Annotated in this window: 14 protein-coding genes and 1 tRNA gene; 11 read left to right on the forward strand and 4 right to left on the reverse strand. The window is 65.7% G+C overall.

Going from position 1 to position 12,985, the window contains the following annotated elements:
- Positions 1-88: 88 nt before the first annotated feature.
- The 3 genes from ACR65J_RS02040 to ACR65J_RS02050 form a co-directional block, all read right to left on the reverse strand.
- Positions 89-496 (reverse strand): hypothetical protein, encoded by a 408-nt coding sequence (locus ACR65J_RS02040; protein WP_440165597.1) that lies wholly within the window; start codon positions 494-496, stop codon positions 89-91.
- A gap of 78 nt (positions 497-574) precedes the next feature.
- Positions 575-754 (reverse strand): YMGG-like glycine zipper-containing protein, encoded by a 180-nt coding sequence (locus ACR65J_RS02045; protein WP_440165598.1) that lies wholly within the window; start codon positions 752-754, stop codon positions 575-577.
- A gap of 67 nt (positions 755-821) precedes the next feature.
- On the reverse strand, positions 822-2,045 hold the full coding sequence (locus tag ACR65J_RS02050; protein ID WP_440165599.1) for a multidrug effflux MFS transporter: 1,224 nt from the start codon (positions 2,043-2,045) through the stop codon (positions 822-824).
- Positions 2,046-2,224: 179 nt separating this feature from the next.
- Here ACR65J_RS02050 and ACR65J_RS02055 point away from each other — a divergent pair, with 179 nt between their 5' ends.
- The 6 genes from ACR65J_RS02055 (at position 2,225) to ACR65J_RS02080 (ending at position 7,496) form a co-directional block, all read left to right on the forward strand.
- On the forward strand, positions 2,225-3,076 hold the full coding sequence (locus ACR65J_RS02055) for a phage holin family protein (protein ID WP_440165601.1): 852 nt from the start codon (positions 2,225-2,227) through the stop codon (positions 3,074-3,076).
- 101 nt (positions 3,077-3,177) lie between these two features.
- On the forward strand, positions 3,178-3,801 hold the full coding sequence (locus tag ACR65J_RS02060) for a CDP-alcohol phosphatidyltransferase family protein (protein ID WP_440165603.1): 624 nt from the start codon (positions 3,178-3,180) through the stop codon (positions 3,799-3,801).
- Positions 3,801-4,709 (forward strand): DMT family transporter, encoded by a 909-nt coding sequence (locus ACR65J_RS02065; RefSeq protein WP_440165605.1) that lies wholly within the window; start codon positions 3,801-3,803, stop codon positions 4,707-4,709. The genes ACR65J_RS02060 and ACR65J_RS02065 overlap by 1 nt, the downstream gene beginning before the upstream one ends.
- Before the next feature lie 112 nt (positions 4,710-4,821).
- Positions 4,822-6,018, forward strand: a complete 1,197-nt coding sequence (locus ACR65J_RS02070) for a glycosyltransferase (RefSeq protein WP_440165607.1) — start codon at positions 4,822-4,824, stop codon at positions 6,016-6,018.
- Positions 6,019-6,093: 75 nt separating this feature from the next.
- Positions 6,094-6,167: transfer RNA gene (locus ACR65J_RS02075), tRNA-Ile, on the forward strand.
- A 138-nt stretch (positions 6,168-6,305) separates the two neighbouring features.
- Complete coding sequence (locus ACR65J_RS02080; protein WP_440165609.1) at positions 6,306-7,496, forward strand: acyl-CoA dehydrogenase family protein; 1,191 nt, start codon at positions 6,306-6,308, stop codon at positions 7,494-7,496.
- A gap of 67 nt (positions 7,497-7,563) precedes the next feature.
- Here the strand turns inward: ACR65J_RS02080 and ACR65J_RS02085 are convergent, their stop codons facing one another.
- Entirely contained in the window at positions 7,564-8,187 is a 624-nt protein-coding gene (locus ACR65J_RS02085; protein WP_440165610.1) for a M23 family metallopeptidase, read from the reverse strand.
- A 446-nt stretch (positions 8,188-8,633) separates the two neighbouring features.
- On the opposite strand from ACR65J_RS02085, the gene rpsB reads away from it, so the two are divergent.
- From rpsB to ACR65J_RS02110, 5 genes are all read left to right on the forward strand, one after another.
- Positions 8,634-9,497 (forward strand): 30S ribosomal protein S2, encoded by an 864-nt coding sequence (gene rpsB, locus ACR65J_RS02090; RefSeq protein ID WP_110544706.1) that lies wholly within the window; start codon positions 8,634-8,636, stop codon positions 9,495-9,497.
- Between the two features lie 127 nt (positions 9,498-9,624).
- The gene (gene tsf, locus ACR65J_RS02095; protein ID WP_141161028.1) at positions 9,625-10,461 is read left to right on the forward strand and encodes a translation elongation factor Ts; all 837 of its coding nucleotides are present in this window, start codon (positions 9,625-9,627) and stop codon (positions 10,459-10,461) included.
- Between the two features lie 149 nt (positions 10,462-10,610).
- Entirely contained in the window at positions 10,611-11,348 is a 738-nt protein-coding gene (gene pyrH, locus ACR65J_RS02100) for a UMP kinase (protein ID WP_440165612.1), read from the forward strand.
- A gap of 128 nt (positions 11,349-11,476) precedes the next feature.
- On the forward strand, positions 11,477-12,034 hold the full coding sequence (frr, locus tag ACR65J_RS02105) for a ribosome recycling factor (RefSeq protein ID WP_440165614.1): 558 nt from the start codon (positions 11,477-11,479) through the stop codon (positions 12,032-12,034).
- Positions 12,034-12,954 carry a phosphatidate cytidylyltransferase gene (locus ACR65J_RS02110; RefSeq protein ID WP_440165616.1) on the forward strand — a complete coding sequence of 307 codons (921 nt, stop codon included), beginning with the start codon at positions 12,034-12,036 and terminating at the stop codon, positions 12,952-12,954. The genes frr and ACR65J_RS02110 overlap by 1 nt, the downstream gene beginning before the upstream one ends.
- Positions 12,955-12,985 lie beyond the last annotated feature (31 nt).

Here is a 12,985-nt window from a genome sequence, read left to right on the forward strand (position 1 = left end):
GAGCAATACGAAAATCCCCGTTCCTCCACATGGAGGAACGGGGATTTTTTCTTTCCGCGGGCGGGAAAGGTGGTTTGGGGAGGGCGGCTCAGACGAAGTCCATTTCCACCTGCAGGAACCTTTCGGCCTCGGCAATTGCCGCCTGGAAGGCTTCCTTCTCCGTGGGGGACTTGCGGGGTTCGCGCGGGCTCCACTCGTGCGGCGCGGAGTGGATCCTCACAAAGCCAGAGTCCGGGGGAGCGTAGAAGATCCCGAAGCGCTGCACCGGCCATTCCGGCGAGGTTTCCGGCGCCACCAGCAGGGCCGCGTTGAAAGCCGGATTGAACCATTGGGCAATGGGCCGGCGGCGGTCTTCCGTGAACAGCCCCGCCGCGTACAGCGCCGCCGACTGCTGTCCTGCCTGCGCACACAGCCGCTCCCACCACAGTGGCAGGATCCGGGCGTCGCACCGTTGCCATGTGGCCGGAAGTGGCGGTTGGTTCTGCCAGTTGGGCACGGGATCATTTTATCGCGGGAGGGAGCCGGACGGCAGGGAAAGCCGCTCCGGCCCGCCGCATCAATCACGGCAGGCCCTTCAGCGGCGGTGGCGGGACCCCGGGTCCACCCGGTACAGGAGCGCGGCGCCGGCCAGCGTCCCCAGGATGATGCCCCAGGCCGGGTTGCCCAGGGCACGGCCGGCGAAATAGCCGACGACGGCGCCAAGCACCGCCCCGAGGAAAAGTCCCCTGCCGTTGCGGTGCGGTGTGCGGCTCACAGGCTGCCTTTCGAGGGGGTGGAACGGCGGTGGTGGATTGCCGGCGCCCAGTGGATCAGGGCAGGGCTCAGTGGATTGAGGGTACCGTGCGCGGCCGCACCACCAGCCACAGTGCCGCGATCGCCAGCAGGATGCAGGCCGCCTGCACGGCTCCCATCGGCGCGGCGCTGGTGATCCCGAGCCAGCCCACCACGGGGGAGATGAGCCCGGCCATGAGGAACGTCGCCGCGCCCAGCAGGGAGGCTGCCGTTCCTGCCTGGGCTGCGTGCCCGGCCAGGGCCAGCACCTGGACGCAGGGGAACATGAAGCCGGTGCCCATGATGTAGAACCACAGCGGGACCATCACACCCCAGAGTCCCAGGCCCGCCCGGTCGAAAACCACGATCAGCACGGCCATCAGGAACATCCAGGCCGTGGCGCCGGCCAGGATCCACTGCGGCGGCACGATCCTGATAAGCCGCGAACTGGTCTGCACACCGGCCACGATGCCCAGCGAGTTGATGCCGAAGAGCAGCCCGTACTGCTGGGCGGAGAACCCGAACACATCCTGGAAAAGGAACGGCGAGGCCGACAGGTAGGTGAAGAGGCCGCCGAAGTTGAATCCTGCCACCATCAACAGCCCCACGAAGATCCGGTCCGTGAACAGTGCCCTGTAGCGTTGCCCGGCTGTCATGCCGCTCCGGCCCCGTTTCTCCGGCGGAAGTGTTTCACGGACCAGGAGCAGGGCGGCCACGATCACCAACGTCCCGTACGCGGCAAGGAACACGAAGATGCCCGGCCACGGCATCACCAGGAGCAGCTGTGAACCGATGACGGGGGCAAGGATTGGGGCCAGCCCATTGACCAAAGACATGCGGGAGAACATCCGCACCATGGCGTAGCCGGAGAACAAGTCACGCACCATCGCCATTGCCACCACGCCGCCGCCGGCCGCACCCACGCCCATCAGCACGCGGAAGATTCCCAGCGTGGTGATGTCCGTGGACAAGGCGGCGCCCAGGGACGCTGCGATGTGCACGGCCGTGGCCAGGATCAGGGGAATCCGCCGGCCGAACTTGTCGCTGAACGGCCCCACAACCAGCTGCCCGAACGCGAAACCGACCGTGGTGCCCGCCAGGGTGAGCTGGACCTGGGCCTCGGTAACCCCCAGGCTTGCCTCCAGCGCCGGAAAGGCGGGCAGGTAAAGGTCGATGGTGAACGGCCCGAGGGCCGTCAGGGCGCCCAGGAGGAGGATGTACAGGAGCTTCCGGCGGCGGCTCAGCAGGTCGCCCGGATTGGGGGGATTGGTCACGGAGAACAATCCTAGGCCCGGTCATGGCGGTTTTTGCAGCGTTGTAGGCCGCGCCGTCCGGCCAGCCCCCAAGTTCGCCCTGAACCTGAATGGTAGTTTTGGTGGCGTGGACTGTGCGGCTGCACATTTCCGCGTTGAACGCATGCAGTATCGACCCATGAACCAGTAAGGCGGAACCGATGAGCGGACGTCACAGCGGGCGTACCAGCCCGGGATTGCGTATCACTGCGCTGCCCGGGACGGCAAGACTCCTTTTCCGGTTGGCCCCCCGCCAGCTCAACGACGAGATCGCCTTCGCCAAGATCGAACTCAAGCGCAAGGGAATCCAGGTGGGAGTGGCCGCGGCCTTCTTCGCCGTGGCACTGCTCTTCCTTGCGCTGCTGGTGGTCGGCCTGATCGTCGCGGCCATCATGGGACTGGCCACCATCATGCCGGCCTGGCTGGCGGCCCTCCTGGTCTCCGCTGCGTTCCTGATCATCGCCCTCATCGGCGGACTGGTGGGCCTCGCCAGGTTCAAGAAGGCCATGCCCCTGGTGCCTGAAGAAACCATCCGCGGCATCCGGCACGACATCGGCGTTGCTCGGGAAGGTTCGGCCTTCAACCCGGCCATCCTGGATCCGGAGAGCCCGGAAGCCAAGGCTGCGAAGGCCGCCAAGGCGGAGGCGGCTGCCAAGGCAAAGGCCGAGAAGGAAGCCAAGGCCGCCAAGCACGACCAGGAGTTCCCGCACGCATCCGAGCCCGAGCTGGTGCGCCGGCTGAGCCAGCGCCGCCACCACCTCACCGAGGTCCGCGACGAACTTGGCACGGAACTGGACGTCAAGACCCAGGCCAGATACCTGCTCGCCGCCGCCCAGGTCAAGGCGCGCGAAGGCCAGGTGCTGGCGCAGCACGGCGTGGACGCGGCGGGGCAGCGGCTTGCGGCCTTGTCGGGCTCCGCTGATCTTTCCAGGCGCTGGAAGCCGCTGGCGGCCTTCGTGGCTGCCGGCACGGTCCTGGTGGTCCTCCTGCGCAGGCTCCTGCGCTCCAACTAGGTCCCTGTTCCGCCACGCAACATGCCGGCGGACGCCGTCCCGGCTCCAAAGGCACAACCGACAGACCGCGCCTCGGCGCAGCAGGAAGGAGAGGGGGACGGGTGAAGTTCATTGGTGCAGGCGCCCGCCCCGGCCGTCCCCAGGTGGACCATGACCGCGTGGCCACCCTTCCGAACCTGCTCACCGTGGTGCGGTTCATGGGTGTTCCGCTCTTCATCTGGCTTGTCCTGGCCCAAAAGGAATACGGGGCCGGCGTAGTGGTCCTGGCTGTCATGGCCGGGACGGACTGGATCGACGGCTACATCGCCCGCCGGTTCGACCAAGCCTCCAAGCTGGGCAGGGTCCTCGACCCCATCGCCGACCGTCTTGCGCTGCTGGCGGTGGCCTTCACCCTGGTGATTGCGGGCGTCGTGCATTGGCTGTACCTGGCTGCGCTGGTAATCCCCGACGCCGTCCTGCTGGTATTGACGCTCTCCCTCTTCCACGGCCACCCGGACCTCCCGGTCAGCGTGGTAGGCAAGGTGCGGACCGGGCTGCTGCTCCTGGGCACGCCGCTGCTGGTCCTTTCCCGCCTGGATACCGGGTTCTCCGGCCAGCTTTTCGCCGCCGCCTGGGTGGTGCTGGGCCTGGGCCTGGTTGGCCACTGGATTGCTGCCTACAACTATTTCTGGGCCATGCTGCGCAAAGGCCGGGAACAGAAACAGCACGACGGCGGGAACAGTTGATGGTGTGGGTCGCCGTCGGCCTGGCGGTGCTTGGCGCCTTCTGCCTCGCCCTGGGTGCCCAGCGGCAGGGCAGTGCCGTCAAGGCCGACACGGGGGGCCTGGCCCTGAGTTCCAACGGTTTCCTGCGCCTGCTGCGCAATCCCCGGTGGATGTTCGGACTCCTGCTGCTGTGCACCGGCATGGGCATGAACGCCATCGCCCTGGTCTCCGCACCGCTTACCGTGATCCAGCCGATCGGCGCCATTGCCCTGGTGATCACCACGGTGGTCAACGCCCGGGACCAGGACCTGACCATCAACCGCGCCACGGCGGTGTCCATCGCCGCGTGCGTCACCGGATCCGCGCTCTTCGTCCTCCTGGCGGTCAACGTCACGCAGGAGAACCACCATGTCAGCCCGGAGGACGAGCTCACCATCGTGCTGCTCCTGGCCCTGGCAGTGGGGCTGTTCGGCACACTGGCGGTGATGTTCAAGCACCGAATGAACGCGTTCATCTACATCCTCGGTGCCGGCATACTGTTCGGCTTCGTGGCAGTCCTCACCCGGATCATCGGCAAGCACCTCCTGGATCCCAACGGACTCTTCCTGCTGAACGTCCAGTGGTATTCCGTGGTGGCCATCATCGCAGCCGGCGGCCTGGGGTCCTGGTTCGTGCAGAGCGCGTACTCCTCAGGCCCGCCGGACCTGGTGATCGCCGGACTTACCGTTGTGGACCCCATGGTGGGCATTGCCATCGGCATCATCATCCTGGGTGAACTTCGGCCCGACGTCCATGCCGTCATGGCCATTGCGATGGGAACGGCCGCCTCCCTTGCTATCGTTGGGGTTATCGCCCTTTCCCGGCACCACCCGGAAGTCACCAAGCGCAAGAAGGACGCGCGGAAGGCTTCCGGAAGGCCATCCCACTAGTCCGTTCCCGCCCGTAACCAGCAATTCCACGAAGCCCGGCGCCCTGCGCCAGCGGCCAACCGTGCTGTCAGTTCCAACGCTGTCCGCACCGTGACCATCAGGAGCACTCCCCATGACCACGCCAGCCGACCAGCGCCCCCTGACCATCCTGATCGCCGCGGATACGTATCCGCCGGACGTCAACGGCGCTGCCCAGTTTGGATACCGGCTGGCCAAGGGCATGACTGCCAGGGGCCACAACGTGCATGTCCTGGCCTCCCGCGACAGCAAGGGAAAGAGCTTCACCGAGTTCCGCGAGGAAGCAACCGTGCACCGGCTCCGCTCGCACAAGGCGTTCACCCATGAGAGCTTCCGCCTCTGCTTCCCGTGGGAAATCAAGAAGGAAATCAGCATTCTCTTCGACCGGGTGAAGCCCGACGTGGTGCACATCCAGAGCCACTACATGATCGGCGAGCACGTGCTTTACGAGGCCGTGAAGCGCGGCGTCCGGATTGTCGCCACCAACCACTTCATGCCGGAAAACCTCAACCCCTTCCTGCCGTTCCCGCAGTGGTTCAAGGACATCATCGGACGGGTCTCATGGAAGGACATGGGCAAGGTCATGGGCCAGGCGGATGTGGTGACAACGCCCACGCCGCTTGCCGCCCGGGCCATGCACGAGCACGCTTTCCTGCGGAAGGTGCTCCCGTTGTCCAACGGCATCGACTCCGCCGCCTACGAACTGCAGCCCGGCGAGCACATTGAGCCGCACGCCCACCCCACGGTCCTGTTCGCCGGCCGCCTCGCAGAGGAAAAGCACGTCGACGTGCTCATCGAGGCCATCGGCAAGACGCCGCCTGAGCTGAACGTACACCTGGAGATTGTGGGCGGCGGCGAAGTGCGGTCCGCGCTGGAGGACCTGGTGCGGCGGCTCGGACTCACCAGCCGGGTCAAGTTCCTGGGCCTCGCCAGCGATGATGAACTGCGCACCGCCTACATCCGGGCGGACCTTTTCTGCATGCCCGGAACCGCCGAACTGCAGTCTCTGGTCACCCTGGAAGCCATGTCCGCCTCCACCCCCGTGGTCCTGGCGGACGCCATGGCATTGCCCCACCTGGTCCGTGACGGCGAAAACGGGTACCTCTTCACCCCCAACGACAGCGACGACCTCGCCAAGAAGATCACGCAGGTGCTGGAACTGCCCAAGGACGAACGGCAGGCAATGGGCCGGGCCAGCCGGCAGATGGTGGAGCCCCACAGCATCCAGGGGACACTGCAGACCTTCGAGGACCTCTACCGCGGCGCCTCCTACGAGGACAAAGTGGTCTGAACCCTTTCCAGGGTTTGCTAGAGTGTTTTTGCCCTGCCGGAGCGTGGTGTTCGACCACCTGCTCCCGGGGCTTGGGGGGCTATAGCTCAGCTGGTTAGAGCGCGGGACTCATAATCCTAAGGTCCTCGGTTCAAGTCCGAGTAGCCCTACCTGCAACCGCGGCCGACGAGTTCTCGTTGGCCGCGGTTTTCTTGGTTAACCCCGCACCCTGCGGTATGTTACTGATCAGTAACATACCGTGCTTCGTTCCGCGGCATGGTCAGCGCTGATCACCAAAGAAGGTAACCATGGCCACCTCCGCAGCCGATTTCCCAGAGCTTCCCTACGCCGACGGCGACTTCTTCGCCTTTGAGCAGCTTCTTTCCGGCAAGGAGCAGGACCGGCTGGCCGAAGTCCGCGGCTTCCTGGCCCGTGAGGTCACGCCTATTGCAGTGGACTGCTGGAACCGCGGAGAGTTCCCCATGGACTTGATTCCAAAGCTTGCCGGACTGGACCTGGTCAGCCCGGTCCGCCGCCAGGGGTACTCCAACCTCTTTGCCGGCATGCTGCACGCCGAAGCCACCCGGGCCGACGCCTCCATCGCCACTTTCCTGGGCGTGCACGACGGGCTGTTTACCGGCTCCATCGAGTTGCTGGCATCCCAGGAGCAAAAGGACGAGTGGCTCCCGGACATCTACGCACTGAAGAAGATTGGCGCTTTTGGCCTGACCGAGCCGCTGGGCGGCAGTGACGTGGCCGGCGGGACGCGCACCACGGCGCGCAGGGACGGAGAGAACTGGATCCTCAACGGCGCGAAGCGGTGGATCGGCAATGCCACGTTCTCCGACTGGGTTGTGGTGTATGCGCGCGACGTGGCGGACAACCAGGTCAAGGGCTTCATGGTGGACACCACGCTGGCCGGATACAGCGCAACAAAGATTGAGAACAAGATTTCCCTGCGGACAGTCCAGAATGCTGACATCGTCCTGACGGACGTCGTGGTACCGGACCACTTCAAGCTCGCCCACGCCAACAGCTTCCGCGACGTCAACAAGGTGCTCAAAGTCACCCGCCTGTCAGTTGCCTGGCAGGCCGTGGGCCTCCAGATGGCCGCCTTCGATGTTGCCCGCCGCTATGCCGTGGAGCGCCAGCAGTTCGGCCGCCCCCTGGCTTCCTTCCAGCTCATCCAGGACCAACTGGTCCGGATCCTGGGCAACACGGTCAGTTCCATGGGCATGATGGTCCGGCTCTCCCAGTTGGAGGACGCCGGGGAAGCCAAAGACGAACAATCGGCACTGGCCAAGGCCTTCGCCACCGACCGCATGAGGGAGAGCGTGGCGCTGGGCCGCAGCATCCTGGGCGGCAACGGCATCGTGACCGACTACGGCATGGCCAAAATCTTCGCCGACGCCGAGGCCATCTACTCCTACGAGGGCACGGCCGAAATCAACACCCTGGTGACAGGGCGGGCCATCACCGGCATCTCGGCCATCGTCTAGGCGGGACGCCCACGCAGGCAGTTGTCTGACTGACTGATGCTCGGGGCCATCCCTGCGGTCTCCGTGGCTATGGGCCACCGGACAGCGGCAGCAGGATGGACGGGCGGAGGTCCAGGACGAACTGCAGGGGATTGACGTAGTCCTCTCCTTCCCGCACACCCCAGTGCAGGCACTGCGCCGCCGGGCAGTGCCCCGGCAGCACAGTGCCGATGACCTCACCTCGGGCTACGGTGGCGCCCACGGCCAACGTGCTTTCCACTGGCTCGAAACTGCTGCGCAGGCCGCCGCCATGGTCGATGGTGATGACGGGACGGTCCACCACCACACCCGCGAAACTCACCGTTCCGGCCGCGGGTGACAGGACCTGCGTGCCTGCAGTGAATTCAAGGTCGACGCCCCGGTGCCCGCTCAGCCATGGCTTGGGCGGAGGATCGAAAGGGCGCAGCACCGGCGGGCGCGGTGCCAGGGGCCACTGCCAGGAAGGGGCGGCACCCGCCTGGGCGGCCGTCGTCGTACTTCCCTGCTGACTGGCGGCCGCCGTGGGGCCGAAGCCGGCGGCGCTGTTCTGAAAGGCTGTGCTGTTCGGAATGGCTGCGCTGTAGGGGAGGGCTGCATTGGGAAGGGCTGCGCCGGGCGTGGCAATCGACGCCGGCAGCAGCAGGAATGCGGCCAGCAGGACTGATGTCTTCATGCGACCAGCTTGCCCGGCTGCACGGGGCGCCGGCAGGGCCGGATCAGGCTATGTGGACAACAGCCCAGGCGGCTGCAACCTGTCGGGCGGGCGGGGGCGCCTGTAGTACACTAGATGGAGCAGTTTGCTGCGCCCTCAACGCTTTCCGCCCCAGTGGTTCACCCCCGCGGTGCATCCCCCTGTCCGGATCGCGTCGGCACATCTCATTCAGGAGTGTGGGGGAGCGGCGGCTGACTACGCGCATCCAGCCCTCCGGCAGCCGACGCCCAGGCGTCGTCCATGGAGGATCGCGCTTCCTGCGGTCAGGCTTAGTCCTGATGGGAAGGGCGGTGGATGCCAGGAGCACGGCCCGTCCGGGCCACGCTGACCAACCGTCAACTATTGGCAGGGTAAGAAGCCTCCGGGTTTTCTCATGAATGACCTGCCGGAAAATAAGGAGCGCCGGAATGCCCGTCGTAACCATGCGCCAGCTGCTTGACAGCGGCGTCCACTTTGGACACCAGACCCGCCGTTGGAACCCGAAGATGAAGCGCTTCATCTTCACCGAGCGCAACGGCATCTACATCATCGACCTCCAGCAGTCGCTGTCCTACATCGACCGCGCGTACGAGTTCGTCAAGGCCACTGTTGCCCACGGCGGCACCGTGCTCTTCGTCGGCACCAAGAAGCAGGCCCAGGAAGCAATTGCCGAGCAAGCAACCCGCGTCGGCCAGCCCTACGTCAACCAGCGTTGGCTCGGCGGTATGCTGACCAACTTCCAGACGGTTGCCAAGCGTATCCAACGCATGAAGGAACTCGAAGAGATCGACTTCGACGACGTCGCCGGTTCCGCTTACACCAAGAAGGAACTCCTGCTCCTCAAGCGCGAGCTCACCAAGCTGGAGTCCAACCTGGGCGGTATCCGCAACCTGACCAAGGCTCCGTCCCTGCTGTGGGTTGTTGACACCAAGAAGGAACACCTCGCCGTTGACGAGGCCAAGAAGCTGAACATCCCGGTTGTGGCCATCCTGGACACCAACTGCGATCCGGACGAAGTCGACTTCCCGATCCCGGGCAACGACGACGCCATCCGCTCCGTGAACCTCCTGACCCGCGTTGTTGCCGACGCCGTTGCCGAGGGCCTGATCGCCCGCAACAACCGCGGCACGGGCGCCACTGAAGCTCCGGAAGAGCCGCTGGCCGAGTGGGAGCGCGAGCTCCTCGAAGGCAGCAAGGCAGAAGCGGCCGCAGCTCCGGCTGAGAACGCTGAAGCTCCGGCCGCCGAGGAAGCCCCGGCCGCTGCCGAGGCTCCCGCTGAAGACGCCAAGTAAGACACGCAAAATCCGGATTCTCCGCGCTGTCCGCAGCCGGAGCTGCTGACAGGATGGCGGCCCGCCCCGTGGGCTGCCGTCCTGTCAGTCCGTACACCACCACACATTTCTAGACAGAGGGGTTCACATGGCGAACTACACTGCCGCGGACATCAAGGCCCTGCGCGAGCGCACCGGCGCCGGCATGATGGACGTCAAGAAGGCTCTTGACGAAGCCAACGGTGACGCCGAGAAGGCCATCGAGATCATCCGCATCAAGGGCCTCAAGGGCGCTACCAAGCGCGAAGGCCGCTCCACCGCTGAAGGCCTCGTGGCCGCCAAGGTCAGCAACGGCGTCGGCGTCATGATCGAGGTCAACTGCGAGACCGACTTCGTTGCCAAGGCTGACAAGTTCATCCAGCTGGCCGACAAGGTCCTGGCCGTGGCCGTCGAGTCCGGCGCTGCCGACCTCGAGACCCTGCTGGCAACCGACGTTGACGGCAAGCCGCTCTCCGAGGTCGTCGTCGAAGAAGGCGCCATCCTGGGCGAGAAGGTTGTTGTCCGCCGCATCTCCCGCGTTGAGGGTGCAACGGTTGACGCCTACCTGCACAAGACCTCCAAGGACCTCCCGGCCCAGGTCGGCGTCCTGTTCGCTGTCGACGGTGAAGGCGAAGCCGCCACCGCCGCCGCCCACGACGTCGCCGTGCACATCGCCGCCATGGCCCCGAACTACCTCACCCGCGAGGACGTTCCGGCCGAGCTCGTTGAGTCCGAGCGCCGCATCGCCGAAGAGACCGCCAAGGCCGAGGGCAAGCCTGAAGCCGCCCTCACCAAGATTGTGGAAGGCCGCGTAACCGGCTTCTACAAGGGCGAGGTCCTGGTTGACCAGGCATTCGCCAAGGACGCCAAGAAGTCCGTGGCACAGGTCCTCGAAGAGGCCGGTGTCAAGGGAACCGCCTTCACGCGTTTCCGCGTCGGCTCCTAGTCGAAACTGCAGGGGGTGGCCACTTCGGTGGCCGCCCCTTTTGCATGCGCCCAAACGGCTGGCAGCCCAGTCCACTTGGACCACTGCCGGTTCCGACCACCGGATCCGGCAGGATACCCTTTTTTCAGAGTCACCAACGGGAAGGCATCATGGAAGCCGTCAACACTGTCACGCATTCGGAGAAGAGCCGGCGGCGGGTCCTCCTGAAGCTCTCCGGCGAGGTCTTCGGCGGCGGGAAGCTCGGCGTAGATCCCGAGACCGTCCGCAACGTCGCCAAGCAGATCGCCGCAGCCGTCCCCGAGGTGGAAGTGGCCATTGTGGTGGGCGGCGGAAACTTCTTCCGCGGCGCCGAACTGTCCCAGAGCGGCATGGACCGTTCCCGCGCCGACTACATGGGCATGCTGGGAACGGTCATGAACTGCCTGGCGCTGCAGGACTTCCTGGAGCAGGCGGGCGTGGAAACCCGCGTCCAGAGCGCCATCACCATGGGCCAGGTGGCCGAGGCCTACATTCCCCGCCGCGCCATCCGCCACATGGAAAAGGGCCGCGTGGTCATCTTCGGCGCCGGCGCAGGCCTGCCCTACTTCTCCACGGACACTGTGGCGGCCCAGCGTGCCCTGGAAGTCCACGCCGACGTGGTCCTCATGGCCAAGAGCGGGGTGGACGCCGTGTACACCGCGGACCCCAAGAAGGACCCCAACGCGGAGCGGCTGGAAACCCTCAGCTACGACGATGCCCTGCGCCGGGACATTCGCGTCATGGACCAGACGGCCATGACCATGTGCAAGGACAACGACCTCTCCATGGTCGTTTTCGGCATGGAGGGTGAAGGCAACGTCACCCGCGCCATCCTCGGCGAAAAGCTGGGCACCCTGGTCACCGCCTAGCTGCGGCTAGGATGATTTCAGGACAGTTCCGTCCCCGTCCCTCCGGGCGGGGACGGAAACAGCAACAAAGAACCACGTGAGTGCAGGAACCGGTGCCCCGGACCGCACCAGAACCGTCAGGAGAGACCGTGATCGAAGAAACCTTGCTCGAAGCCGAAGAAAAGATGGACAAGGCGGTAGAGGTAGCCAAGGAAGACTTCGCCGCCGTCCGCACCGGCCGCGCCAACCCCGGCCTCTACAACAAGGTCCTGGTGGACTACTACGGCTCGCCCACCCCGCTGCAGCAGCTGGCCTCCTTCGCCATCCCGGACGCCCGCACTATTCTCATCACCCCGTTCGACAAGACCGCCATGCGGGACATCGAACGCGCCCTGAGCGACTCCGAGGTCGGAGCCAACCCGTCCAACGACGGCAACGTCATCAGGATCACCATTCCTGAACTGACCAAGGAACGCCGCAAGGAATACGTGAAGATCGTCAAGACCAAGGGCGAGGACGCCAAGATCTCCATCCGCAACATCCGCCGCAAGGCCAAGGAGACCCTTGACCGCCTGGTCAAGGACGGCGAAGCGGGCGAGGACGACGGCAACCGCGCCGAAAAGGAACTGGACAGCCTCACCAAGGCCCACGTGGACGGCATCGACGAGCTGCTCAAGCGCAAGGAAGCAGAGCTGCTCGAAGTCTGATGGGCCAGGCAGAACAGGCCCCCGCACCACGGGCGCGCACACGGGGGAAGCAGCCCAGGAGCAATCCCACGCCAAAGGCCGGGCGGAACCTGCCCGCCGCCGTCGTGGTGGGCCTGGCCATGCTTATCGCTGTACTGGGCGGCCTGCTGTTCCTCCCGCTGGCGTTCGTAGCCATCGTTACGGCCTTCGCCGTGTTTGGCGTATGGGAAATCTACCGGGCGCTGGAGGCCAACGGCACCAGGATGCCCATCGTGCCGGTCATGACCGGCACGCTTGCCATGCCTTTCGCTGCCTACTTCGGCGGCATCGAGAGCCAGCTGTTTGCCCTGCTCCTCAGCGCCGTGGCCGTGCTCCTGTGGCGGTCGATCGAGAGTGCCGCCGGCTCCGCCAACAGCATCTTCGCCGGTGTCTTCACGCTGGGTTGGGTCCCCTTCTTCATCAGCTTCGCCGCGCTGCCGCTGCACGCCGCAGGCACCACCCCGCTGGGACTTTGGCCGGACGGCATGGCGCCCCTCGGAGCATGGGAGATTGCCGTCATGCTGCTGCTGGTGGTCTCCAACGACACCTTCGGCTACCTGGTGGGCGCGTCGTTGGGAAAGCACCCCATGGCACCGAAGATCAGCCCCAAGAAGTCCTGGGAGGGCTTCGCAGGGTCGGTAGCAGGCGCCATGCTGATCGGCGTCCTGGCGGCCCTCTTCGTGCTGGACAAACCGTGGTGGGTGGGCGCCGTGCTCGCGGTCGGTACAGTGGCAGCGTCCACTGCCGGCGACCTTGCCGAGTCCATGGTCAAGCGTGAGCTGGGCGTCAAGGACATGAGCAGCATCCTCCCCGGGCACGGGGGAGTGATGGACCGGCTGGATTCCATCGTCTTCGCCTCGCCGGTGGCGTTCATCCTGTACGGCCTGGTGGCCGGCGCCTAACCCCTCCAGCCCGGCGCCCCCGGGCACCGAC

It is taken from the genome of Arthrobacter sp. SAFR-044 (assembly GCF_059414985.1).

Excerpts from the sequence above, each read along its gene's own strand:
- ACR65J_RS02055 (WP_440165601.1), top strand. The coding sequence starts at position 2,225 with ATGAGCGGACGTCACAGCGGGCGTACCAGCCCGGGATTGCGTATCACT.
- ACR65J_RS02065 (WP_440165605.1), top strand. The coding sequence starts at position 3,801 with ATGGTGTGGGTCGCCGTCGGCCTGGCGGTGCTTGGCGCCTTCTGCCTC.
- ACR65J_RS02070 (WP_440165607.1), top strand. The coding sequence starts at position 4,822 with ATGACCACGCCAGCCGACCAGCGCCCCCTGACCATCCTGATCGCCGCG.
- ACR65J_RS02080 (WP_440165609.1), top strand. The coding sequence starts at position 6,306 with ATGGCCACCTCCGCAGCCGATTTCCCAGAGCTTCCCTACGCCGACGGC.
- ACR65J_RS02085 (WP_440165610.1), bottom strand. The coding sequence starts at position 8,187 with ATGAAGACATCAGTCCTGCTGGCCGCATTCCTGCTGCTGCCGGCGTCG.
- rpsB (WP_110544706.1), top strand. The coding sequence starts at position 8,634 with ATGCCCGTCGTAACCATGCGCCAGCTGCTTGACAGCGGCGTCCACTTT.
- tsf (WP_141161028.1), top strand. The coding sequence starts at position 9,625 with ATGGCGAACTACACTGCCGCGGACATCAAGGCCCTGCGCGAGCGCACC.
- pyrH (WP_440165612.1), top strand. The coding sequence starts at position 10,611 with ATGGAAGCCGTCAACACTGTCACGCATTCGGAGAAGAGCCGGCGGCGG.
- ACR65J_RS02110 (WP_440165616.1), top strand. The coding sequence starts at position 12,034 with ATGGGCCAGGCAGAACAGGCCCCCGCACCACGGGCGCGCACACGGGGG.